General features: G+C 64.2%; 17 protein-coding genes. 8 read left to right on the top strand and 9 right to left on the bottom strand.

Translation table 11 applies throughout. The features are described from left to right. Positions 1–53 precede the first annotated feature (53 nt). The gene (locus tag WMW70_RS04240; RefSeq protein WP_341436245.1) at positions 54–1,076 is read right to left on the bottom strand and encodes a Leu/Phe/Val dehydrogenase; all 1,023 of its coding nucleotides are present in this window, start codon (positions 1,074–1,076) and stop codon (positions 54–56) included. A gap of 174 nt (positions 1,077–1,250) precedes the next feature. Here WMW70_RS04240 and WMW70_RS04235 point away from each other — a divergent pair, with 174 nt between their 5' ends. Then, positions 1,251–2,054, top strand: a complete 804-nt coding sequence (locus tag WMW70_RS04235; RefSeq protein ID WP_341436244.1) for a SirB1 family protein — start codon at positions 1,251–1,253, stop codon at positions 2,052–2,054. A 145-nt stretch (positions 2,055–2,199) separates the two neighbouring features. Here WMW70_RS04235 and WMW70_RS04230 read toward each other — a convergent pair whose 3' ends face one another. From WMW70_RS04230 to WMW70_RS04220, 3 genes are all read right to left on the bottom strand, one after another. Continuing rightward, the gene (locus WMW70_RS04230; protein ID WP_341436243.1) at positions 2,200–4,746 is read right to left on the bottom strand and encodes a LuxR C-terminal-related transcriptional regulator; all 2,547 of its coding nucleotides are present in this window, start codon (positions 4,744–4,746) and stop codon (positions 2,200–2,202) included. Positions 4,747–4,973: 227 nt separating this feature from the next. After that, a complete protein-coding gene (locus tag WMW70_RS04225; protein ID WP_341436242.1) occupies positions 4,974–6,344 on the bottom strand; it encodes a DUF1329 domain-containing protein in 1,371 nt (456 codons plus the stop codon). 27 nt (positions 6,345–6,371) lie between these two features. Beyond that, complete coding sequence (locus WMW70_RS04220) at positions 6,372–8,138, bottom strand: DUF1302 domain-containing protein (RefSeq protein ID WP_341436241.1); 1,767 nt, start codon at positions 8,136–8,138, stop codon at positions 6,372–6,374. Positions 8,139–8,692: 554 nt separating this feature from the next. Between WMW70_RS04220 and gcvH the strand changes: the two genes are divergently transcribed. The 5 genes from gcvH (at position 8,693) to gcvT (ending at position 16,153) form a co-directional block, all read left to right on the top strand. Then, complete coding sequence (gcvH, locus tag WMW70_RS04215; RefSeq protein WP_341436240.1) at positions 8,693–9,076, top strand: glycine cleavage system protein GcvH; 384 nt, start codon at positions 8,693–8,695, stop codon at positions 9,074–9,076. Between the two features lie 9 nt (positions 9,077–9,085). Continuing rightward, positions 9,086–11,938, top strand: a complete 2,853-nt coding sequence (gene gcvP, locus WMW70_RS04210) for an aminomethyl-transferring glycine dehydrogenase (RefSeq protein ID WP_341436239.1) — start codon at positions 9,086–9,088, stop codon at positions 11,936–11,938. 218 nt (positions 11,939–12,156) lie between these two features. Next, positions 12,157–13,410 carry a serine hydroxymethyltransferase gene (glyA, locus tag WMW70_RS04205; RefSeq protein WP_341436238.1) on the top strand — a complete coding sequence of 418 codons (1,254 nt, stop codon included), beginning with the start codon at positions 12,157–12,159 and terminating at the stop codon, positions 13,408–13,410. A gap of 99 nt (positions 13,411–13,509) precedes the next feature. After that, on the top strand, positions 13,510–14,886 hold the full coding sequence (locus WMW70_RS04200; protein ID WP_341436237.1) for an L-serine ammonia-lyase: 1,377 nt from the start codon (positions 13,510–13,512) through the stop codon (positions 14,884–14,886). Between the two features lie 145 nt (positions 14,887–15,031). Beyond that, positions 15,032–16,153 (top strand): glycine cleavage system aminomethyltransferase GcvT, encoded by a 1,122-nt coding sequence (gene gcvT, locus WMW70_RS04195; protein ID WP_341436236.1) that lies wholly within the window; start codon positions 15,032–15,034, stop codon positions 16,151–16,153. Positions 16,154–16,204: 51 nt separating this feature from the next. Here the strand turns inward: gcvT and WMW70_RS22035 are convergent, their stop codons facing one another. Together WMW70_RS22035 and WMW70_RS04190 are read right to left on the bottom strand one after the other, a co-directional pair. Further along, positions 16,205–16,291: a hypothetical protein gene (locus WMW70_RS22035; RefSeq protein ID WP_445942108.1), complete on the bottom strand. Its 87-nt coding sequence runs from the start codon at positions 16,289–16,291 to the stop codon at positions 16,205–16,207. Then, entirely contained in the window at positions 16,266–16,616 is a 351-nt protein-coding gene (locus WMW70_RS04190; protein ID WP_341436235.1) for a 5-carboxymethyl-2-hydroxymuconate Delta-isomerase, read from the bottom strand. Before WMW70_RS04190 ends, WMW70_RS22035 begins: the two co-directional genes overlap by 26 nt. A 598-nt stretch (positions 16,617–17,214) precedes the next feature. On the opposite strand from WMW70_RS04190, the gene WMW70_RS04185 reads away from it, so the two are divergent. Beyond that, entirely contained in the window at positions 17,215–18,459 is a 1,245-nt protein-coding gene (locus WMW70_RS04185; protein WP_341436234.1) for an OprD family porin, read from the top strand. A gap of 247 nt (positions 18,460–18,706) precedes the next feature. On the opposite strand, the gene WMW70_RS04180 is transcribed toward WMW70_RS04185, so the two are convergent. Beyond that, on the bottom strand, positions 18,707–19,837 hold the full coding sequence (locus WMW70_RS04180) for a M14 family metallopeptidase (RefSeq protein WP_341436233.1): 1,131 nt from the start codon (positions 19,835–19,837) through the stop codon (positions 18,707–18,709). A gap of 234 nt (positions 19,838–20,071) precedes the next feature. Here WMW70_RS04180 and WMW70_RS04175 point away from each other — a divergent pair, with 234 nt between their 5' ends. Continuing rightward, complete coding sequence (locus tag WMW70_RS04175) at positions 20,072–20,611, top strand: tetratricopeptide repeat protein (protein ID WP_445942096.1); 540 nt, start codon at positions 20,072–20,074, stop codon at positions 20,609–20,611. A 262-nt stretch (positions 20,612–20,873) separates the two neighbouring features. Here WMW70_RS04175 and WMW70_RS04170 read toward each other — a convergent pair whose 3' ends face one another. Both WMW70_RS04170 and garD read right to left on the bottom strand, forming a co-directional pair. Beyond that, on the bottom strand, positions 20,874–21,812 hold the full coding sequence (locus tag WMW70_RS04170) for a 2-hydroxyacid dehydrogenase (RefSeq protein ID WP_341436231.1): 939 nt from the start codon (positions 21,810–21,812) through the stop codon (positions 20,874–20,876). Between the two features lie 92 nt (positions 21,813–21,904). Beyond that, the gene (gene garD, locus WMW70_RS04165; protein WP_341436230.1) at positions 21,905–23,461 is read right to left on the bottom strand and encodes a galactarate dehydratase; all 1,557 of its coding nucleotides are present in this window, start codon (positions 23,459–23,461) and stop codon (positions 21,905–21,907) included. Positions 23,462–23,466: the final 5 nt, after the last annotated feature.

Genomic DNA, 23,466 nt, shown 5'->3' with positions numbered 1-23,466 from the left:
ATGTCCACTGAACTGCAGGCTGATGGCCCGCAGCCGTATCAGTGCGGCACTGCTCAGGGCCCGTAGAGCAGGCGCTCGGCCATGACATCGGCCACCCGCGAAGGCGGCCGCTTGTCGGCCTGGGCATGGGCGTAGATTTCGGTCAACCGCAGGCTGATCTGGCTCAGGTGGTTGGTAATGGCCAGCAGACTTTCGCCGCGATGGCGCAGGGCGACATAAATCAGTCCGCCGGCGTTGATCACATAATCCGGCGCATAGAGAATCCCTCGCGCCTGCAGGGTATCGGCCACGTCACTGCTGGCCAGCTGATTGTTGGCCGCCCCGGCGACCGCCGAGCAGCGCAGCTGGCCAGCCGTTTCGCTATTCAACACGCCGCCCAGACCGCAGGGCGCGAGAATGTCGCAGGGGGTGGTGAGCAGGGCCTCGCTGGCCACCGGATGAGCCCCCAGTTGCTCCACCGCCAGTTGCACCCGGCCCATATCCAGATCGCTGACCAGCAGTTCGGCACCGGCGGCATGCAGCTGCTCGGCCAGGGCATAGCCGACATGCCCCAGCCCCTGGATGGCCACGCGCAGCCCTTCCAGGTTGTCGCCACCGAGGCGCGCCATGGCCGTGGCACGAATCCCGGCGAACACGCCCATGGCGGTATGCGGCGAGGGGTCGCCCTCCGCCGTGGTGCTGGTGACGTGCTGGGTATGCTGAGCGATGCAGTCCATATCGGCGCTGGAGGTGCCGCTGTCCATGGCGGTGATGTAGTGGCCGTTGAGGGTTTCGACAAAGCGCCCGAAGGCCTCGAACAGTGCGCCACGGTTGTCCACATGGTCCGGGCGGATGATCACCGCCTTGCCGCCGCCATGGGCCACACCGGCCAGCGCCGCCTTGTAGCTCATGCCTTTGGCCAGACGCAGGGCATCCTCGATGGCGCTCTGCTCGTCGACGTAGCTCAGGTAGCGGCAGCCCCCCAGCGCAGGCCCCAGGCGGCTGTTGTGAATGGCAATAATGGCCTTGAGCCCGGTTTGCGGGTCCTGGGCGAAGTGCAACGACTCCAGCCGGGTGGTTTCCATCATGGCGAACATGCAGTGGCTCCCGTACTGATTTGCTTCTCAGTATAGGCAGCGGTTGGCCACACACATTCCCAGTGGTCAGCTCGGCATGCGCCAACGCAGCACTGGACGCGAGCCCTGCTCTTGGCTACAAAGCCAGAAGCCGGGGTTGTTGGCATTTCGCCACGACCGGCCCGGGGGACTGCCATGAATCCACGCGCCGCCTGCCTTGCCTGCCTGGACAAGCAACCTGCCGCCACCTTCGAGGCGGCGCTGTGGATAGCCGTCGAACACCAGCCAAGCCTGCAACCGGCCGAGGTAATGCGCGAACTCGACAGCCTGCAGCATCAGGTTCGCCAGGGTTTGTCCGCGGGCCCTGCCCCCGAGCTGGGCCAGGCACTGCTGCGGCGTCTCAGCCAGCTGGACTTTCACTCGGAGGACGAGCAACCCCTGCGTCCCCGGACGGCGCTGCTGGATCAGGTGCTGCGTCGCCGCCGCGGCCAGCCTCTGAGCCTGGCGCTGCTGGCCCTGGAGCTGGCCAGACGCCTGGAGATTGCCTTGCAGGGGGTGAACTTCCCCGGGCACTTTCTGCTGCGTGTGCCCGGGGCCGATCACCTGCTCGACCCGTGCAGCGGTCGCCGTCTGTATACCCGCGAATGCCGCGAGCTACTACTCAACCATATGGGCCCCGCCGTCGAACTCAACGCCAGCCACCTGCAGGCCTGCGATGGCCGAACCATGCTGCAGCGCCTGTCGCGCAACCTGCGGCACCTGCATCAGGAGACCGGCGACTACCTGGCCGCGCTGAAAGATGCCGAGCGGGTGCTGCAACTGGGTACGCCCAACCTGCACGACCACCTGGCCCGCGCCGAGCTCTATCAGTTGCTTGAATGCCCGCAAGGCGAGCGCTTCGACCTGCAGCACGCCATCCTGCTCTGCGACGACCCGGCCCAGCGCCTGCAACTCAGCCAGCGCCTGCGTTTGCTGCAGAGCACAGCGGCATTGCATTGATCTGGCACCAGGGCGATCAGGCAGTAGATTCTCGGTGCGCACAGCGCACCCTACGACGGCATCGTGGCTCTACACCTGCTGGGCTTCGCTGCGCTCAACACCAACCTACGATTTATCGCCTCGCGACACGTAATGAGGGCAGAACCTACAGAAAGCCCAACGCCTTGGCCTTGGCCACAGCCTGGGTGCGCCGCGCCACGCCGAGCTTGCCGTTGATGCGTCGCGCGTGGGTCTTGACCGTATGCAGGGAGATAAACAGCTGCTCGGCGACCTCCTGGTTGGACAGGCCCTGGGCGATCAGGCCGAGCACCGCCAGCTCGCGGCAGCTCAGTTGCATGTCCGCACTGCCCGGCGTGGCGGTCGGCTGAGGAGCATGTTCGGGATCGGTCACGGTAAACCACAGGCACTGGTAATCCAGGCGCAGGCGCAGAGCCTGGCCGGCCTGCCGCGCCTGTTTGGCCGTGGCCTCATCGTCCCACTGCGCACAGGCTTCGGCATAGGCCAGCCAGAGTTCGCAGGCCAGGGCCTGACGCCCCTGGGCCAGCGCCTGCTCGAGCAGGGCCTGCAGCGGCATGCGCACATCCGCGCCCTCTTCCAGATCGAGTTGTAGCAGCAACAGCTGAAAGCGCGGGATCATCTCGGGGAAATTCGGCGGCGGCAGCATGACCTTGACCCGCCGGGCGTAGCCCAGCACCCGGGTGGCCGCTTCACGGGCGCGCTGGCGGTGCCCCTGATACAGCCACAGGCGACCGCTGGCCAGCAGCAGGGTGCCGCGGTAGAGGGTTTCGCTGACCCGCTGCCGCTGCATCAGCCGTTCGGCCTGCGCCAACAGGGCGAAGGCCGCGGCCAGATCGCCCTCGCCGGCGGCCAGATCGGCCAGGCCCAGATAGCCATGAAAAGCCCCCGGGTCGCCGCAGCGCTGGGCATCGTCGAGCCCGGCCTGGAGCAGCCGCGCGGCCTCCTCACGGCGGCCCTGGCGCAGGCTCAAGCGCCCCAGGCGCAGCTGGGCGCGCCCCAGCACCGGGGTCTCGCGTAAAACGGCGAGGTCGCAGGAAGCCAGCACCCGCTGGAGCAGAGCCTCGGCCCGGGCGAACTCACCGCGGGCCTCCAGCAGCAGGGCGTGATCGAGTTCCAGCAGGGCTTCGAACACCAGGCTGCCGCACGCCCGCGCCTGCCGCAGCGCCTTGTAGCTGAGCTGCTGGGCCAGTTCCAGATCACCCTCGCCAATGGCCACCTGGGTCAGTATCGAACGGCACAGCAAGGCCTGCGCCCAGGCACTGGGCGGCAGATTCGGCAACGCCTCCAACAGCTGTTCGCGGCTGTCTATCGCGCAGCCGCGGCCGTAGGCGGCAATGCCCTGAATGGCCTGCCACTGGGCAAACAGCTCAAGGGTGCGCGGGCCATCGCCGCGCGGCTGAAAACGCGCCAACTGATCGACGCAGGCCAGCGCCTCGTCCAGCCGGCCGACCAGCAGTAACACCCAGGCATTCAGCAGAATCAGCCGCGGTGTACTGAGCAGCAGGCTGTCCGGCAGCTCGGCGCGCCAGCCGAGAATCAGCGCCAGGTCCTGGCCCTGCAACAGCTGCTCTTCGGTAAAGCGTTCGAGAAAGCTGCCGGCCACCTCCGGCTGCCCGCCGAGCAGCGCATGTTCCACCGCCGCGCGGATGTCGCCCTGGGCGGCGAACCACTGGCTGGCGTGCAGGTGCAGGCTGTGGCACGGCAGCGCCCGGGTAGACCGACGCAACAGCGTGGCCACCGGGGCGAACAGGGCGAACCAGCCCTTGTGCTGTTCCAGCTCGTGAATAAAGGCCCCGCGCTCGGCCAGCTGACGCATCCACTCGCCGCCCTCGCCGACCCCGAACAGGTGCTCGCACAGCTCGTAATTGAAGCGCGGCAGCTGCGCCAGCTGCTGCAAGGTCTGCAGCAGCTCGTGGGGCAGCTCCTGCAGCACTTCGCGGGTCAGGTAGTCGCGCAGCAGTTCGCCATGTTGCTCATCCAGCGGCGCAGCCAGCGTATCCGGCTCGCCCTGAGCCGCCAGCACGCGCAAGCGCAAGGCCGCTGGCCAGCCCTGGGTCGCCCCGTGCAGGGCCTCGGCCCAGGCACTGCGCTGCGGCTGCAACTGCCCCAGCCAGGCCGAGACCTCGGCGGCGCTGAACAGCAGATCGCTGGGCCCCAGTTCGAGCAGCTCGCCCTCCAGCAGCAGACGCGGCAGGTTGCACGCCGGCCGCCGCCGGCTGCCCAGCCACCAGCAGATGCCCGCCGCAGCGGCATTGAGCAGGAGATTCAGGTAGCCATCCAGTTCGTCCGCCGGCGCTACCGGGTAGTCGTTGAGCACCAGCCACAGGCGTCGCGGTTCCTGGGCCAGGGCCGCCAGCAGTTCGCTGCTGCTCAGGCTCGGGGCATAGCCCAGGGCCTGGCACAGCAGCTGGCAAAGCTGCGCGGGGTCCAGGCCCGGCACCGCACAGTTGAGCCAGAGCAGTTCATGGTCCGGCGGGCATTGGTGGGCGCAATCGGCCAGCAGCACGCTCTTGCCGAAACCGGCCGGGGCGACCAGCAGGCGCAGCCGGCAGTCGTAGGCCAGCAGCCGCTGCAACAGCGCCTCGCGCGGGATATGCCCGGGTGGTTGGCGCAGCAGCCGGCCCTGCACACTGGGCGGCGCAGCAATAAGCGGAGATGGCGCGTAGGCAGTCATAGGATCGGCGGCTACTGCTCAGGCTGGGAGCATTGAGGCTAGACCCATAACGGCCACCGCAGTAGTTGTATTTGCCTCGCTGATACGCGGCGATAAAAAGTGCCAGGCGCATTTGTTAACCTCACCCATGACGGCCTCAGGTTGGTGCCAGCATGAGCGCCCATAAAAAAGGCGGCCCGAGGGCCGCCCAATCACGGAGTAACAATCACGAGTTCGCGCCTGGTGTTTTAACGCACCCCCGCACTGCGCAGGGCGGCCGGGGTGTAGTCGGCAGCGCTGGCCTGGAAGCCGAAGCTGTAGGCGGACTTCTCCTCGTTCTTCATGCCCAGAGCCAGGTAGCGACCGGCGATCACGTCGTACAGCGCTTCCAGGGTGTAGCCGGTCATCTTCTGGTGGTAATAGCTCTGCGCATGCCCCTCGGCAACCCGCCACAACTGGCCACGGCCGTCGTAGTGGTCGACCAGGGCCAGCTGCCAGCTGTCCTCGTCGAAGTACATGTGGCGCTTGGCGTAGATATGCCGCTCGCCGGACTTCAGCGTGGCCTCCACTTCCCACACCCGATGCAGCTCGTAGCGGGTCAGGTCCTGATTGATATGCCCTGCCTTGATCACGTCGTCGTACTTGAGCGCGGGCGAGTCCAGCTTGTAGCTGTTGTAGGGGATATACATCTCCTTCTTGCCCACCAGCTTCCAGTCGTAACGATCTGGCGCACCGGAGAACAGGTCGAAGTTGTCGGCGGTACGCATGCCGTCGGCGGCGGTACCCGGGCCGTCATAGGCCACCTGCGGAGCGCGGCGCACGCGGCGCTGACCGGCGTTGTAGATCCACGCCAGGCGCGGCTCCTTGACCTGGTCGATGGTCTCGTGAACCAGCAGCACGTTACCGGCCAGGCGTGACGGCGCGGTCACCCGCTGCTTGAAGTAGAGCAGGATATTGGCGGCCTTGGCCGGGTCGACATCGGGCATATCCGAAGGGAAGGCGATTTCGTCCTCGAACTTGACCAGGCTGTAGGAGCCATTGGTCTGCGGTGTGGCCTGGGTGATCCAGCGCCGCACGTTGCCGCCGCGGTAGCGGGTGATATGGTTCCACACCACCTCGACCCCACTCTTGGGAATCGGGAAGGCGTAATAGCGGCTGTCGTTGAAGTTCTGCAGGCCGTTGCCGCCGTCGATGGCACCGGTATTCAGCGCGCTCTGCTTGGCCGCGGCATAGATGGCATCGGGTACCGCTGCACTGCGATGGGTCGGATAGACCGGGATCTTGTAGCTGTCGGGGTAACGCTTGAGCATCGCCAACTGCCCTACGGACAGCTTGTCCTGGTACTGGGCGGCGTTGGCGGCGGTGATGGTGAACAGCGGCTGCTCACTGGCGAACGGGTCGGCGAGGAAGCCATTGCCATCCACTGCGCCGGCATTCGTCGGCAGGCCGCCGGTCCAGGCCGGGATACTGCCGTCGGCGTTGCCGGCCATTTCCGCGCCCAGCGGTGTCAGGCTGGAACCCAGTTGCGCCGCCTCCTCCGGAGTAACGGCGGCCATCAGACTGCTGGCCAACAGGCTCAGTGTCAGCGCTCCGGTTTGCAGGATTCTTGTGCTTTTCATTCTTTACGGATCCTTTGCGCAGGTTGATCAGAAGTTCACGCCAAAACTCAGGGCGACGAAATCACGGTCGGTGACGGTGTTGTATTCACCGCCGAAGAAATCTGTATAGCTCAAGCTGGCGGTATAGGTGTTCTGGTAGTCGGCATTCAGGCCGATGCTGATGGCCTTGCTGCCTTCGTTGAAGTTCGGCCCGTAACCGTCGACGTCATGCGACCAGGCCACGCTCGGGGTCAGGTTGATACCGGCGAACACGTTGCTGTAGTCGGCGCTGGCGCGGAGGCGGTAGCCCCAGGAACTGCTGGTGTAGAAACCGTCGCCCTGGCACTCGTCGGGATTGGCGGCGTTGAACGCACCGCACACGCCCGGCACGCTGAACTCGCCGGCCCCATAGATGGGGTCGCGGCCAAAGCGCAGCTCGCCGATATCGTCACTGATGCCACTGATATGGTTATAGCCGACCTCGCCGAGCAGGGTCAGGCGGCTGGCCCCCAGCACCCGGTCGATAAAGTGCACGGCCGTGACCTGTGCCTGGGTAAAGGGCTTGCGTTCGTAGCCGTGGATATCGGCCCCGGAAACGTTCTCTGCGTGACCGGACTCGAATACCGGGTTGAAGGGCAGCCCCAGCGCGCCAAAGGACAGGTCGGTGGAGTTGATCTGCATCGGCATATTCGGCCGGTAGCTGACCTCGCCGGACAGCGCGGTGCCACCGACGTTGGTCTGGAAGCTAAGGCCGTAGAGGCGGATGTCTTCCGGGTATTCGAGGAAGTAGCCGGCATTGGGCGCACCGGGAATAAAGCTGACGAAGTTCGGCGTGGTGGTGCGGATGGTGCTGAACACCGGCGCGCGGCTATGGTAGTTCATCGCATAGAGACCGAATTCGGTGTCGTTCAACGACTCGGCGAACCAACGCAAGGCCAGGCCGTACTGGCCACTGTCGCGGGCGTCCCGATCCCCGGCGCGGGGGATATAGGCATTATCGACAAACGAGTTGGTCGACTCGCCCGGCGGCAGATCAGGCCCCAGCACTACCAGGCGATCCTCGCAGCCATCGGCCAGTACATCGGCGGTGGAGAAGAAGGTGCCGCAGTTATCGACGATAGTCTGGTCCCACTCCAACTGATAGAAGGCCTCCATGCTCACGGAGTCGGTCAGGCTCTGCGATACGTAGAGCATGTTGACCGGGATCAGGCCCTCCTTGATCTCCGCGCCGGGACGGCGGAAGGCGGCGGCGTCGATCGGGTTGATCGAGTTGATCGAGTTGCCGATAAAGGTGCTCTCGCCCCAGCTGACCACCTGCTTGCCGACCCGCACACTGCCCGGCTTATCGCCAATACTGTAGTTGTGGTAGATAAAGGCATCGAGGATCTGCGCGCCGGAGGCCTGAGCCGCTTCCTTGCGGTTGTGATCGTCGATGTCATAGAACAGACGGCTCTCGTCCTTGGTCTCGAAGTCGTACCAGTACTTGCCGCGAACAAAGACCCCGGTGTCGCCGTACTTGAGCTCCAGGTCATGAATACCCTTGAAGATCTTCGAGAAGGTCTCGCCCTTCTTGAAGTTCAGCCGGCCGTCATCCGAGGTGCGCGATGAGGCTTTGCCGCCGCTGGCGACCGAGACGAAATCAGGATCCGCGCCGCGCACCGACCAACTGGCCCCCACGGACAGTTGGGAGTCGAACTGCGCTTCGACCTCGCCGATGTTGAAAGTGACAGCCTGGACAGGCGCGACACAGCCCAGAGCAATGGCGGAAGCCAAGGCGCAGGGCTGGAAGATGGCATGTCTTGTTTTTGTTCTCATGCGGCTCTCCTGGAAAGCGGGTTACGTGTTGAGGCCCCAAGCTACCCAGCCCCCCGCCGGTGGATAAGCGCCCGAAAGAGGTATTTGCCCTATCAGCCGAAAGAGTGAACATGGCTCTACCGCGCCGGATTTCAGGCCAGCCATGGCCCCACGCAATGGTCGACCATAGCCTCGGTGAATGACCGCCACGCCAGCGCTGCCGCGACCTGCGGCAAGGTTCGCGGCGCGCCAGGGCTGGAGATCGACCCAATTGCCCGGCGGCACCGTATCGCTTTCAATACAACGTAATGAAAGCGACACGAACCTGTCAGGCCGCGACATCAGTGCCCTGCCCGCCCAGAAATGCGGTCAACCCCGATCAAGCGTATCGATTTCGCTACAACACAACTCGCCTAAAATCAGATAAAACTTATAACCTATTGTTTTCATTGAATATTTTTATAATGGCACTCGCTTTGCTATGGTCTTTAAACCTTTCCGCTCGTTGCCCGGCACGAGCACCCCCGCACATCGCCCCAGCAGAAAGGGCGAGTCACCACCCTTGAGGAGTTCACATGAGCGAATTGCGTTTTACCGTTGAGCACGAATGGCTGCGTCAGGATGCCGATGGTCTGGTTACCGTGGGCATCACCGCCTATGCCCAGGAAGCCCTGGGTGACGTGGTGTTCGTGCAGCTGCCGGAAGCCCAGAGCTATGCCGAGGGTGACGAAGTGGCGGTGCTGGAATCGGTAAAAGCAGCGAGCAATATCGCCATGCCGCTGGACGGTGAGGTGGTCGACGTCAATGGCGAGCTAGAATCCAGCCCTGAGCTGGTCAACGAAGATCCCCTGGGCAAGGGTTGGTTCTTCCGTTTCCGTCCGGCCAATGCCAGCGCGGTAGCCGACCTGCTCGACCAGGCCGCCTACGAGCGCCTGCTCAACGCCAATGCTGACGCCTGAGAGATTGCAATGACCAAGCTGACCACCCAGAACGAATTTATCGCCCGGCATATCGGCCCACGTGAGGCCGATACCGCCGCCATGCTAGAACTGCTCGGCTATGCCAGCATCGACGCGCTGACCGATAACGTTATCCCTGAAAGCATCAAGGGCACTAGCGTACTGGGCTCCCTGCCGGGCCTGTCGGAAGCCGACGCTCTGGCCAAGATCAAGGCCATTGCCGGCAAGAACCAGCAATTCAAAACCTACATCGGTCAGGGCTATCACGGCACCCACACGCCAAGCCCGATCCTGCGCAACCTGCTGGAAAACCCGGCCTGGTACACCGCCTACACCCCCTACCAGCCTGAAATTTCCCAGGGCCGTCTGGAGTCCCTGCTGAACTTCCAGACCCTGATCAGCGACCTTACCGGTATGCAGATCGCCAACGCCTCGCTGCTGGATGAAGCCACCGCCGCTGCCGAGGCCATGACCTTCTGCAAGCGCCTGTCGAAGAACAAGGCCAGCAACGCCTTCTTCGCCTCCCAGCATTGCCATCCACAAACCCTCGACGTGCTGCGCACCCGTGCCGAGCCGCTGGGTATTGAGGTCGTGGTGGGCGACGAAGCCGCCATCACCGATGCCAGCGCCTACTTCGGCGCGCTGCTGCAGTACCCGGCAAGCAATGGCGACATCTTCGACTACCGCGAGCTGGTCGAGCGTTTCCATGCGGCCAACGCCCTGGTCGCCGTCGCCGCCGACCTGCTGGCCCTGACCCTGCTCACCGCACCGGGCGAGTTCGGTGCCGACGTGGCCCTGGGCAGCGCGCAGCGTTTCGGCGTGCCGCTGGGCTTTGGTGGCCCACACGCCGCCTACTTCGCCACCCGCGATGCATTCAAGCGCGACATGCCAGGCCGCCTGGTCGGCATGTCGATCGACCGTTTCGGCAAGCCGGCCCTGCGCCTGGCCATGCAGACCCGCGAGCAGCATATCCGCCGCGAGAAGGCCACCAGTAACATCTGCACAGCTCAGGTGCTGCTGGCCAACATCGCCAGCATGTACGCCGTGTACCACGGCCCGAAAGGCCTGACCCAGATTGCCCAGCGCGTGCACCAGTTCACCGCGATCCTGGCCAAGGGCCTGCGCGCTATGGGTTACACGGTTGAGCAAGAGTTCTTCTTCGACACCCTGACCCTGGCCACCGGTGGCAAAACCGCTGCCCTGCACGCGGCGGCGCGCGCTGCCAGCATCAATCTGCGTGAAATCGATGCCGAGCGCCTGGGCCTGTCCCTCGACGAAACCACCGACCAGGCCGCCGTCGAAGCGCTGCTGGCGGTATTTGCCGAGGGCAAAACCGTTCCAGCCTTCGCTGAACTGGCGGCCGGAGTAGTCGCCCACCTGCCTAAAGGCCTGTTGCGCGAATCGGAAATCCTCAGCCACCCGGTGTTCAATCGCTACCACAGCGAAACCGAGCTGATGCGCTACCTGCGCAAGCTGGCCGACAAGGACCTGGCCCTGGACCGCAGCATGATCCCGCTGGGCTCCTGCACCATGAAGCTCAACGCCGCCAGCGAGATGATCCCGGTGACCTGGGCCGAGTTCGGCAACCTGCACCCCTTCGCCCCGGTCGAACAGAGCCAGGGTTACACCCAGCTGACCAGCGAACTGGAAGCCATGCTCTGCGCGGCCACCGGCTATGACGGCATCTCCCTGCAGCCGAACGCTGGCTCCCAGGGTGAGTACGCCGGCCTGCTGGCGATCCGCGCCTACCACCAGAGCCGCGGCGATGATCAGCGCGACATCTGCCTGATCCCGCAATCGGCCCACGGCACCAACCCGGCGACCGCCAGCATGGCCGGTATGCGCGTGGTGGTAACCGCCTGTGACAGCAGCGGTAACGTCGACATCGCCGACCTCAAGGCCAAGGCCGAAGAGCACAAGGACCGTCTGGCTGCGCTGATGATCACCTACCCGTCGACCCACGGCGTGTTCGAGGAAGGCATCCGCGAAATCTGCCAGATCATTCATGACAATGGCGGCCAGGTTTACATCGACGGTGCCAACATGAATGCCATGGTCGGCCTGTGCGCCCCGGGCAAGTTCGGCGGCGACGTCTCGCACCTGAACCTGCACAAGACCTTCTGCATCCCGCACGGCGGTGGCGGCCCAGGCGTTGGCCCGATTGGCGTCAAGGCGCACCTGATTCCGTTCCTGCCTGGCCACGGCCATATGGCCCGCAAGGAAGGTGCAGTCAGCGCCGCGCCGTTCGGCAGCGCCAGCATCCTGCCCATCACCTGGATGTACATCAGCATGATGGGCGGCGAAGGTCTCAAGCGCGCTTCGCAGATGGCCATTCTCAACGCCAACTACATCGCCCGCCGCCTGGAAGAGCACTACCCGGTGCTGTATTCGGGCAGCAACGGCCTGGTGGCGCACGAGTGCATTCTGGATATCCGTCCGATCAAGGACAGCAGCGGCATCAGCGTCGACGACGTGGCCAAGCGCCTGATCGACTTTGGCTTCCACGCCCCAACCATGTCCTTCCCGGTAGCCGGCACCCTGATGATCGAGCCGACCGAGAGCGAATCCAAGGAAGAGCTGGATCGCTTCTGCGACGCGATGATCGCCATTCGCAACGAGATTCGTGCGGTGGAAGCCGGCCAGCTGGACGCCAACGACAACCCGCTGAAAAACGCCCCGCACACCGCCCTGGAACTGGTCGGCGAGTGGACTCACGCTTACAGCCGCGAACAGGCCGTGTACCCGGTAGCCAGTCTGATCGAGGCCAAGTACTGGCCGCCGGTCGGCCGCGTGGACAACGTGTTCGGCGACCGCAACCTGATCTGCGCCTGCCCGTCCATTGAGGCGTATCAGGAAGCCTAAGGCTGCAACCTACACCCGTAGGATGGGTTAAGCGCAGCGATACCCATCACGCCACACCCATCAACGATGGGTTACGCGGCATTCAATAGCGGCGTTATCAGCCTGTTCAGGGCAATGCGCCGCTAACCCATCCTACGGTTTGTTTACCCAAGAATTTCGACTCACCTCTACCCGAGGCGGGTTAGCTGCACCTCATATAAAAACCAGAGGGCCTCACCATGTTTAGCAAGCACGACCAACTGCAAGGCTACGATGACGCCCTGCTCGCTGCGATCAACGCCGAAGAGCAGCGCCAGGAAGACCATATCGAGCTGATTGCCTCGGAAAACTATTGCAGCCAACGCGTCATGCAGGCTCAGGGCAGCGGCCTGACCAACAAGTACGCCGAAGGCTATCCGGGCAAGCGTTATTACGGCGGTTGTGAGCACGTGGATGTGGTCGAGGCGCTGGCCATCGAACGGGCCAAGCAGCTGTTCGGCGCGGACTATGCCAATGTGCAGCCGCACTCCGGTTCTTCCGCCAACAGCGCGGTGTACCTGGCGTTGATCAATGCCGGCGATACCATCCTCGGCATGAGCCTGGCCCATGGCGGCCACCTGACCCACGGTGCCAAGGTGTCGTCCTCAGGCAAGCTCTACAACGCGGTGCAGTACGGCATCGACGAACAGGGTCTGATCGATTACGCCGAAGTCGAGCGCCTGGCGCTTGAGCACAAGCCAAAGATGATCGTCGCCGGTTTCTCCGCTTATTCGCGCACCCTGGATTTCGCCCGCTTCCGCGAAATCGCCGACAAGGTCGGCGCGCTGCTGTTTGTCGACATGGCCCATGTCGCTGGCCTGGTTGCGGCCGGTCTGTACCCCAACCCGCTGCCGTTTGCCGATGTGGTCACCACCACCACGCACAAGACCCTGCGCGGCCCGCGCGGCGGCCTGATTCTGGCCAAGTCCAATCCCGACATCGAGAAAAAGCTCAACTCGGCCGTCTTCCCCGGTGCCCAGGGCGGCCCGCTGATGCATGTGATCGCAGCCAAGGCGGTGTGCTTCAAGGAGGCCCTGGAGCCTGGTTTCAAGGTCTATCAGCAACAGGTGATCGACAACGCCCAGGCCATGGCCGATGTGTTCGTTGCACGCGGCTATGACGTGGTCTCCGGCGGCACCGACAACCACCTGATGCTAGTCAGCCTGATCAAGCAGGGCCTCACCGGCAAGGCTGCCGACGCCGCCCTGGGCGCGGCGCATATCACGGTGAACAAGAACGCCGTGCCGAACGATCCGCAGTCGCCGTTTGTCACCTCCGGCATCCGCATCGGCACCCCGGCGGTGACCACCCGTGGCTTCAAGCAGAGCGAGTGCCGCACCCTGGCCGGCTGGATCTGCGACATCCTCGACGACTTGGAAAACCCGGCTGTAATTGAGCGCGTTCGTGGTCAGGTTGCGGACCTATGCGCCAGCTTCCCGGTCTACGCTGACTAGGACGGCACGCAGTTTTTGCCACTATCGGCGCGATTATCCCGCGCGCCGCATCATCGCCGCCCCACAAGGGCGGCAGCAAAACACGCAGTCGGAGCAAGCATGTCACTAAGCGTTTTTGACCTTTTCAAGATCGGCATCGGCCCGTCCAGCTCGCACACGGTAGGGCCCATGCTGGCCGCCCTGCGCTTTGCCGAAGGCCTGCGCCGCGATGACTTACTGGCCACCACCGACGCAGTGAAGGTGGAGCTGTACGGCTCTCTCGGTGCCACCGGCAAGGGCCATGGCAGCGACAAAGCCGTGCTGCTGGGCCTCGAAGGTGAACAGCCGGACAGCGTCGACACCAGCAGCGTCGACGCCCGCCTGGCGGCGATTCGCGCCAGCGGCGAACTCAATCTGCTCGGCGAAAAGCCCATTCGCTTCGTCGAGAAGCAGCACCTGGCGATGATCCGCAAACCCCTGACCTTTCACCCCAACGGCATGATCTTTCGCGCCTTCGACGCCGCCGGTTTGCAGATCCGTTCGCGCGAGTACTACTCGGTGGGTGGCGGTTTCGTGGTCGATGAACAGGCCGCTGGGGCCGACCGCATCGTCGAAGACAGCACCGTCCTGCAATACCCCTTTACCACCGGCAAGCAGCTGCTGGCGCACTGCGCCGAACACAAGCTGTCGATCAGCCAGGTGATGCTGGCCAACGAAGCCGCCTGGCGGCCGGAGGCCGAGACCCGCGCACGCCTGCTGCACATCTGGCAGGTGATGCAGGATTGCGTCGAAGCCGGTTGCCGCAACGAGGGCATCATGCCCGGCGGGCTCAAGGTCAAGCGCCGCGCCGCCGATCTGCACCGCCAGCTGTGCAAGCACCCGGAAGCCAGCCTGCGCGATGCCTTGAGCGTACTCGACTGGGTCAACCTCTACGCCCTGGCGGTGAACGAGGAAAATGCCAGCGGCGGCCGCGTGGTCACCGCCCCGACCAATGGCGCGGCCGGTATCGTGCCGGCGGTGCTGCATTACTACAGCCGCTTTATCCCCAGCTCCAACGACGACGGCGTGGTGCGCTTTCTGCTCACCGCCGCCGCCATCGGCATCCTCTACAAAGAAAACGCCTCGATCTCCGGTGCCGAAGTCGGCTGCCAGGGCGAGGTCGGCGTGGCCTGCTCGATGGCCGCCGGGGCCCTGTGTGAAGTGCTCGGCGGCAGCGTCAACCAGGTGGAGAACGCCGCCGAAATAGGCATGGAACACAACCTTGGCCTGACCTGCGACCCCATTGGCGGCCTGGTGCAAGTACCCTGCATCGAACGCAACGCCATGGGTTCGGTCAAGGCGATCAACGCCGCCCGCATGGCCCTGCGCGGCGACGGCCAGCATTTCGTCTCGCTGGATAAAGTGATCCGTACCATGCGCCAGACCGGTGCCGATATGAACAACAAGTACAAGGAAACCGCGCGCGGAGGCCTGGCCGTCAATATCATCGAGTGCTAAAGCCAACAACCATACGACCCTGTAGGCGCGAGCTTGTGACCTCCATGGATGGAGGAAATGCCGTAAGCCGCCGGGAGCAGCTTCGGCCTCGCGATGCTTTTAGCTCGCGCCTATATAAACAACCTTTACCGACATGGAGAACCGCATGACCACTGAAACCCTGGCGAAAACCCCGCTACATGCCCTGCATCTCGAACTGGGCGCGCGCATGGTGCCGTTCGCCGGCTATGACATGCCGGTGCAGTACCCGCTCGGGGTAATGAAGGAACACCTGCACACTCGCGAAGCCGCCGGCCTGTTCGACGTCTCGCACATGGGTCAGATCATTCTGCGCGGCCCGCAGGCGGCACAGGCCCTGGAGCGCCTAGTGCCAGTGGACATCATCGACCTGCCCGTAGGCATGCAGCGCTACGCCATGTTCACCGATGACCAGGGCGGCATCCTCGACGACCTGATGGTCGCCAATCTGGGCAACGACACCCTGTTCCTGGTGGTCAACGCCGCCTGCAAGCACCAGGACCTGATGCACCTGCAACTGCAGATCGCCAGCCAGTGCCAGATCGAAGCCTGTTTCGACCGAGCCCTGCTCGCCCTGCAAGGCCCGAAAGCCGTCGACGTACTGGCGCGCCTGGCACCAGAAGTGGCCAAGATGACCTTCATGCAGTTCGCCCCGGTGCGCCTGCTGGGTGCCGACTGCTACGTCAGCCGCTCTGGCTACACCGGCGAAGACGGCTTCGAAATCTCGGTGCCGGCCGCCCATGCCGAAACCCTGGCACGCAGCCTGCTGGCCGAACCGGAAGTGGCCGCCATTGGCCTCGGCGCGCGCGACTCGCTGCGCCTGGAAGCCGGTCTGTGCCTGTATGGCCACGATATGAGCACCAGCACCACGCCGATCGAGGCGAGCCTGCTGTGGGCCATCTCCAAGACCCGCCGCGCCGATGGCGCACGGGCCGGGGGCTTCCCCGGTGCCGAGCGAATCTTCGCCCAGCAGCAGCAAGGCGTGGCCAGCAAGCGCGTCGGCCTGCTGCCGCAGGAGCGAGTACCGGTGCGCGAAGGCGCGGAAATCGTCGATGCTGATGGCAATGTGATCGGCAGCGTATGCAGCGGCGGCTTCGGCCCGACCCTGGCAGCCCCGGTGGCCATGGGTTATCTGCAAAGCAGCCATATCGCCCTGGATACCGAGGTATGGGCTATGGTGCGCGGCAAGCGCGTGGCCATGAAAGTGGCCAAGACCCCGTTTGTACCGCAGCGCTACTACCGCGGTTGAAGTAGCCAGTGCAGCGCCGACCAGCCGGTTGGCGCTGCCTGACTTGCGCGGTTAAGCCGCGCGAATATCGGTAAAGATCAGGCGATTGCCAAACGGATCGGTCACCGCCATATCACGCCCCCAGGGCTGACTGGTGATGCCCGGCCGCGCATTGCCATAGCCCCGCGCCGTCAGCTAGGCATGCAAGGCATCCAGATCCTCGACACCGATACGCAGCGCCGCACCGGGGCAGCAGGCGCTTCTGCTGATCCGTACGCCCGGCCAGGATGTAGAAGATCAGGTGAACAAAATCCTCCTGGCTGCCGCCCACACTGAAGTACTCACACAGACTCAGGCGCAGCTTGACCTCCCCGGGCAGGAACAACCCGGTGGCGGCCGCCGCGTCCTCGACAACGCCGAGCAACTCGGCCGGCGCAATCAGTTGCGTCAGGCTTTGCGAGCCCTCGACAAGGCAATGCGGCATAGGTGCCTCCACATCATGCAGTGGACATAAAGCGTCCAATTTTGTCGTACGTTATCGCACAACAAATTAGGCAACAACAGCCCTGTATACACGGCAGGGCGTCTGTATCCGGCAGACCGGGGTGGCCTTGGGCAGCGCCTGAGATAATCGAAAGCTCCCATCAAAGCCCTTAAATACCTGGACTCAGTGATGACTGCAGACCGTCGCCAGCAGTTTTTCTTATTGGACTTTCGTCTAGGGACGCGTTGACAAAGCTCGGTAAGGCTGTCGATAATCCAGCCATAGTTGTATGACAACATATGACCAACCATAAAAACAAAAACAAGGCCCAACCATGACGACTGTTGCCCTCGCCGCATCGGCTCGCTTCTCGCCCCTCCCGGCCGGCTCCGCTTCGCGGCGAGCCAGCAGAACGCCTCAGCGACACACGCACACACACCCCGCATTCGCCGACGGCTAAGCCCGAAGCAGAGGCGCGTTCCGACCTCGGACACGCCTGTCGCCCTGGCATGGGGCAACTCACCCGTTCCTTTCGCTCGCCGCTGGCTACCCGAGGCAGGCAGGGAACGGCTTGTTCAAAAATGGGAGCACAACAACAATGACTGCACGCAATGCCCTCTCGCTCGCCCTGCTCACCGCAGGCAGCATGGCCCTCGCCTTGCCACTCAGCAGCCAGGCCGCCAGCTTCACCGACGACGCCAAGGTCACCCTCGGCCTGCGCAACTTCTATATCAACCGCAACTTCGTCGACCCGGCTAACAGCCAGAGCAAGGCCGAAGAGTGGACCCAGAGCATGATCCTCGACGCGCGCTCGGGCTTTACCCAGGGCACCGTCGGTTTCGGTCTGGATGCACTGGCCATGGGCGCAATCAAACTCGACGGTGGCCGCGGCACGCGCAACACCAGCCTGCTGCCGGTGCATGACGACGGCCGCCCGGCCGACAACTACGGTCGCCTGGCCGTGGCCGCCAAGGCCAAGCTGTCGAAGACCGAGCTGAAGGTCGGCGAATGGATGGCGGTGCTGCCGATCCTGCGCTCCGACGACGGCCGTTCGCTGCCGCAGACCTTCCAGGGGGCCCAACTGACCTCCAACGAGATCGACGGCCTGACCCTCTACGGCGGCCAGTTCCGCCAGAACAGCCCGCGCAACGACGCCAGTATGGAAGACATGAGCTTCGCCGGTGCCAGCTCCGACCGCTTCAACTTCGCCGGCGGCGAATACCGCTTCAACGACAACCGCACCCTGGTCGGCCTGTGGCATGCCGAACTGCAGGACATCTACAACCAGCAGTACCTGCAGCTGCAGCACAGCCAACCGGTCGGCGACTGGACCCTGGGGGCCAACCTTGGCTACTTCCAGGGCGAAGATGACGGCAGCGCCCTGGCCGGCGAGCTGGACAACAGGACCTACTCGGGGTTGTTCTCGGCCAAGATCGGCGGCAACACCTTCTACGTCGGCCTGCAGAAGGTCAGCGGCGATACCGGCTGGATGCGCGTCAACGGCACCAGCGGCGGCAGCCTGGCCAACGACAGCTACAACGCCAGCTACGACAACGCCCAGGAACGCTCCTGGCAGGTGCGCCACGACTACAACTTCGCCGCCCTCGGCATCCCCGGCCTGACCCTGATGAACCGCTATATCAGCGGCGACAACGTGCACACCGCGAGCACCAACGACGGCAAGGAGTGGGGCCGCGAAACCGAACTGGCCTACGTCATCCAGAGCGGCAGCTTGAAAAACCTGTCGATGAAATGGCGCAACAACACCATCCGTCGCGACTTCAGCAACAACGAGTTCGACGAGAACCGCCTGATCTTCAACTACCCGCTGTCGATCCTCTGATTCACCGCTGTACCCGCGTCTGTTTACTCCTTGTGTGTGTAACCTTCAGCCCGTCCTTGCGACGGGCGTTTTTATACGCGTCACATGGAACGTCTGGGGGAAGAGTGAAACGGCTAGAGAGCGCGCATAAATAGGGTGCGCTGTGCGCACCAGGAATCTGTAGCCAGCCTCGGTGCGCACAGCACACCCTACGACGTGAGGGGCCTGAACGCCGCACAGTCCGGGGCATAGCGTTTTGTCTGTTACCTCAGCGCAACCCGCCCACCATCGCCGCCACCACGCTCAGCACGTCCTGGCCCAAACGCATGGAGCGCGCGCCGTTCCAGCCAGTCTGCGGGTTGGGATTGTCGTCGTGGTCCTTGAACGGCATTTCGATGGTGAATGCCAGGCAATCGAACTCCAGACCGACGGCGTTGCAGGCCAGGCTGGTATTGGCCTCGCCGAACTGGTCGGGGGTGTAGCCGAAGGTGGTCTGGAATTCGGCACCGCTGTCGATCAGCAACTGCTTGAACTGGTTTTCCAGGCGTTGCAGGCGCGAGCTATAGCCGGGGTTGCCTTCGCAGCCGGCGACAAACACATGGGGGATTTCCTCGTCACCGTGGATATCCAGAAACAGGTCGACGCCGACCTGGCGCATTAGCTGCTGAACGAAGAACACCTCGGGGCTTTGCGCGGTGCTGGCCGACTGCCAGGCACGATTGAGGTCGCAACCGGCGACATTGGTGCGCAGATGGCCACGAAAGGCACCGTCGGGATTCATATTCGGCACCAGATACAGATCGGCCTGCGCCAGCAAGCTATTCAGCTCGGCATCGTCGCGCCGCTGCAGGCGCTCGATCAGCCCCTGGATAAACCACTCGGCCATATGCTCGCCGGGATGCTGCTGAGCGATGATCCAGATCCGCCGCTGGGCCGCGGGATTGCGGCTGACGCGCAGCACCTGGATATCGCGCCCCTCGATGCTTTTGCCGGTGGCGAACAGTTCGGCACCGGCCTGGCTCAACGCCTGCTCGATCAGCCGGCCGTGGCGCTCACGGCTGTAGGGCTCGAAATAGGCGAACCAGATCTGCCCGTGCTGCGGCTCGATGTCGAAATTCAGCGCGCCATCTTCAAACCGGCTGGGCACGCGAAACCAGTTGAGCTGGTCGTAGGAAGCCACGGCGTGATAACCGTCCCAGGCGCGGGGATAGGACGACTGCCCGGCATTGCCCAGGCTGAAGCCGTAGCGCTGGCCTGGCTGCAGGCCCTCGACCTTGAAGTGGAACCACTGGAAGTGCCCGCTGTTGAGATCGGGACGAATGGCCAGCCGCACCCGCTGCGGGTTGCTGGCGTCGATAACCTCGATATTGCCGCTGTCGAAGTCGGAACTGATCTGCATACATACCTCGGAAAGCTATTGGCGCACCGCACCTGTCCGCCAAGAATCGCAGCTCCGCGCCGCCAGGGAAACGCCCGAGGCGACAAACTGCGATGAATTCTGGTCGCCCGCGCCGCACACACCAGCGGCCGGCGACGCAACTTGCGCCCGCAGCCGAGGTATTTTGCCCGATACTGCCTGTAGCGCCGCCAGACGGCAGCCGCACGGACCTACGCCCGCCAACCCGCACAAGGAATGCCCATGACACCTGCCCTCAGGCCCATCGCCCTGTTCTGCGCCGTCCTGCTGATGGCCGGCTGTGCCAGCCAGACCACCGCCCCGCAAGCCCCCGAGACGGGAAAGGCGCAACCACCCAGCACTGTCGATACCCACGACCAGGCGCGGCTGCAGGCTCAGGCCAATCGTGGTGATCTCGATAGCCAGTTCCAGCTCGGCAGCCTGTACTTTGTCGGCAAACCGCAGAAGGACCTCAAGCAGGCCGAGTACTGGTGGAAGCTGGCCGCCGATAAGGGCCACGCCATGGCGGCGGTCAGCCTGGCCTACCTCTATACCGGCCGCGACAATCCCGACTTCGCCAACCCGGCGCAGATGCTCAAGTACCTCAACCAGTCCGCCGCCGGTGGCAACCCGATGGCCCAGCATATCCTCGGCAACCTCTACCTGCGTGGCGAACAGGGCGTTGCACACGACCCCGCTCAGGCCCGCCGGCTGTTCCAGAGCGCCTGCCAGCAGAACTACCCGGCCAGTTGCGCGGCCCTGGAGAAGCTGCCCTGAGCAACCCGCAGAAGCGGCGAGGAGGCCTCGTTATTGGCCGCGATGTTTCTCTATTCACTTCGGTTCGCGGGCAAGCTCCTGCATGAGCGGAGCATGTCGACAGCAACCTGCTCAGGCATAGCCCAAAAAAACGGCGCGCTTGTGGCGCGCCGTTACCGGGATGTCGAGAACGACTTTAGAGGGACCCGGCGCAGGCTTGTGGCCCAACCGGGTTATAGGCGAGGCGGCGACAGCCGAAACGCATATGGGTTACAGCAGCTGCTCACAGGGGCGTGAGCAGCTCACCGTGTTCGAGAAAGGCCTGCAGATTGGCCAGCACCAGCTCTTCCATCTGCAGCCGGGTTTCTTCGCTGCCGCTGCCGATATGCGGCAGCAGCACCAGGTTATCCAGCTCGCGCAGCGCCAGCGGCACCTGCGGTTCGGCCGCGTACACATCCAGCCCGGCAGCGCCGAGGGCACCACTGCGCAGGGCGGCGATCAGCGCCGGCTCATCGACCACCGAACCGCGCGCGACATTGATCAGAATGCCGTCCGGCCCCAGAGCCTCGAGCACCTCGCGGCCGATCAGCTGCTGAGTAGACGCACCGCCGGGGCATGTCAGCACAAGAAAATCCGCCCAGCGCGCCAATTCGATCAGATTGGCCTCATAAGCATGGGGGCAATCGGCCAGCGGCTTGCGGTTGTGGTAACGCACCTTCATGGCAAACCCGCTGGCGCGCTGCACCACTGCCTCGCCGATGCGGCCGAGACCGACGATCCCCAGGCGCTTGCCGCTGACCTTGCGCGCCAGTGGAAACGCACCATCGACCCAGTTACCGGCACGGACGAAGCGGTCGCTTTCCGACATGCGCCGCGCAGTGTCGATGATAAGGCCCATGGCCAGGTCGGCCACGCAATCGTTGAGCACATCCGGGGTGGTGCTGAGGGCGATGCCACGCTCGCGCAACAGCTCCAGCGGATAGGGGTCGTAGCCCACGCCAAAGCTGCAGATGGCGCGCAGGTTCGACAGACACGCCAGCTGCTCGGCGCTGCAACCAAAGCGCGCCGAAGACACCAGCAACTCGAACTGCTCGCCCTGCTCTTGCAGGAAACGCAGCGGATCAGCCTGCTGCCATAGCGCAGTCACCTGATAGTGATCAGCCAGCGTGCGGTTGAAGCGTTCGCTTAGCGGGCCGATCTGCAGTACCTGGGGTTTGTTCATGATGGCCTTTATCTCGGTGGAAATTGGTGCGCACGGCGCACCCTACAGTCCGTACGCGCCTGCTCCGTAGGGTGCGCCGCGCGCACCAGCATTCAGGTGACCGGAGCCGGGTTGAATAACACCAGATCGTTGTGCAGCCTGTGCTTCTCGGCCCAGGTCTGTTGCTTGCCGCTGGCGACGTCCAGGTACAGCTGAAAGATGTGCCAACCCATCTCGTCCAGGGTCATGCGCCCGCTGGTGATCTGCCCGGCGTCGACGTCGATCAGGTCGGGCCAGCGCTCGGCCAGCTGGGTGCGGGTGGCGACCTTGATCACCGGCACCATGGCCAGGCCGTAGGGCGTGCCGCGGCCGGTGGTGAAGATGTGCAGGTTCATCCCGGCGGCGATCTGCAGGGTGCCGCAGATAAAGTCGCTGGCCGGCGTGGCGCAGAACCACAGCCCCTTGCCACGCACCCGCTCACCCGGTGACACCACCCCAGCGATGGGGCTGGAGCCGGACTTGGCGATCGAGCCCATGGCCTTCTCGACGATGTTGTTCAACCCGCCCTTCTTGTTGCCCGGGGTGGTGTTGGCGCTGCGGTCGGCCATGCCGCGCTGCAGGTAGCGGTCATACCAATCCATCTCGCGGATCAGCGCATCGGCCACCTCGACGCTAGCGGCACGGGGGGTGAGCAGGTGGATGCCGTCACGCACCTCGGTGTTCTCGGAGAACATCACCGTGGCACCGGCGCGCACCAGCAGATCGGCGGCCACACCCAGCGCCGGGTTGGCGGTAATACCGGAGAAGGCGTCGCTGCCGCCACACTGCATGCCAACGGACAATTCAGACGCCGGCACCGTCTCGCGGCGACGCCGATCAAGCACCTGCAGGCGCGCCTCGATCATCGCCATGATCTGCTCGACCATGCCGGCGAAACCGTTGCTGGAATCCTGCAGGCGGAACAACCAGTCTTCCTCGTCCATGCCGTTGGTGAGCTGATCGCCATCCATCAACTGGCTGGCCTGCAGCTTTTCGCAGCCGAGGCTGATGACCAGCGCCTGACCGCCGAGGTTGGGGTTGCGGCTGATGTTGTATAGCGTGCGGATCGGCACCACCGCATCCGGCGCGTTGATCGCCACACCGCAGCCATAGCTGTGCGACAGGGCCACCACGTCGTCGACGTTGGGATACTTGGGCAGCAGCTCCTTGCGTACCCGCTCCACGCAGTGGTCGAGCACGCCGACCACACACTGCACGGTGGTGGTCACGCCGAGAATATTGCGCGTACCGACGCTGCCGTCCGGGTTGCGGAAACCCTCGAAGGTATAACCCGTAAGCGGCTCGACCGGCGCGGCGGCCAAGGTCGCCTTGGGCAGGTTGTCCAGGGCCGGAGGCTCGGGCATGCGCAGCTGCGCCTCGGTGACCCAGCGCCCGGCGGCGATGGGCTCCAGGGCATAACCTATGACCTCGCCGTAGCGCACCACTTCACCTTCGATGGCGATGTCCTGCAACGCCACTTTATGGCTCTGCGGAATGCCTTCGACGGCCTCCAGGCCATCGGAAAAGCGGCCGCCCTTGGCCACGCCCTGCTCATTGACCACCACACCGACGTTGTCGGCCGGGTGCAGGCGGATATAGCGCGGCGAATCCTGATGGGAAATCAACTGCATGGACA

It is taken from the genome of Pseudomonas sp. XK-1 (assembly GCF_038069885.1).
Classification (GTDB): Bacteria; Pseudomonadota; Gammaproteobacteria; order Pseudomonadales; family Pseudomonadaceae; genus Aquipseudomonas.
Note: the sequence above shows the minus strand (reverse complement) of the source record. Positions and strands in the feature narration are given on the sequence as shown.

Coding starts and splice junctions, on each gene's coding strand:
- WMW70_RS04240 (WP_341436245.1), bottom strand. CDS start 1,076: ATGTTCGCCATGATGGAAACCACCCGGCTGGAGTCGTTGCACTTCGCC.
- WMW70_RS04235 (WP_341436244.1), top strand. CDS start 1,251: ATGAATCCACGCGCCGCCTGCCTTGCCTGCCTGGACAAGCAACCTGCC.
- WMW70_RS04230 (WP_341436243.1), bottom strand. CDS start 4,746: ATGACTGCCTACGCGCCATCTCCGCTTATTGCTGCGCCGCCCAGTGTG.
- WMW70_RS04225 (WP_341436242.1), bottom strand. CDS start 6,344: ATGAAAAGCACAAGAATCCTGCAAACCGGAGCGCTGACACTGAGCCTG.
- WMW70_RS04220 (WP_341436241.1), bottom strand. CDS start 8,138: ATGAGAACAAAAACAAGACATGCCATCTTCCAGCCCTGCGCCTTGGCT.
- gcvH (WP_341436240.1), top strand. CDS start 8,693: ATGAGCGAATTGCGTTTTACCGTTGAGCACGAATGGCTGCGTCAGGAT.
- gcvP (WP_341436239.1), top strand. CDS start 9,086: ATGACCAAGCTGACCACCCAGAACGAATTTATCGCCCGGCATATCGGC.
- glyA (WP_341436238.1), top strand. CDS start 12,157: ATGTTTAGCAAGCACGACCAACTGCAAGGCTACGATGACGCCCTGCTC.
- WMW70_RS04200 (WP_341436237.1), top strand. CDS start 13,510: ATGTCACTAAGCGTTTTTGACCTTTTCAAGATCGGCATCGGCCCGTCC.
- gcvT (WP_341436236.1), top strand. CDS start 15,032: ATGACCACTGAAACCCTGGCGAAAACCCCGCTACATGCCCTGCATCTC.
- WMW70_RS04190 (WP_341436235.1), bottom strand. CDS start 16,616: ATGCCGCATTGCCTTGTCGAGGGCTCGCAAAGCCTGACGCAACTGATT.
- WMW70_RS04185 (WP_341436234.1), top strand. CDS start 17,215: ATGACTGCACGCAATGCCCTCTCGCTCGCCCTGCTCACCGCAGGCAGC.
- WMW70_RS04180 (WP_341436233.1), bottom strand. CDS start 19,837: ATGCAGATCAGTTCCGACTTCGACAGCGGCAATATCGAGGTTATCGAC.
- WMW70_RS04175 (WP_445942096.1), top strand. CDS start 20,072: ATGCCCATGACACCTGCCCTCAGGCCCATCGCCCTGTTCTGCGCCGTC.
- WMW70_RS04170 (WP_341436231.1), bottom strand. CDS start 21,812: ATGAACAAACCCCAGGTACTGCAGATCGGCCCGCTAAGCGAACGCTTC.
- garD (WP_341436230.1), bottom strand. CDS start 23,461: ATGCAGTTGATTTCCCATCAGGATTCGCCGCGCTATATCCGCCTGCAC.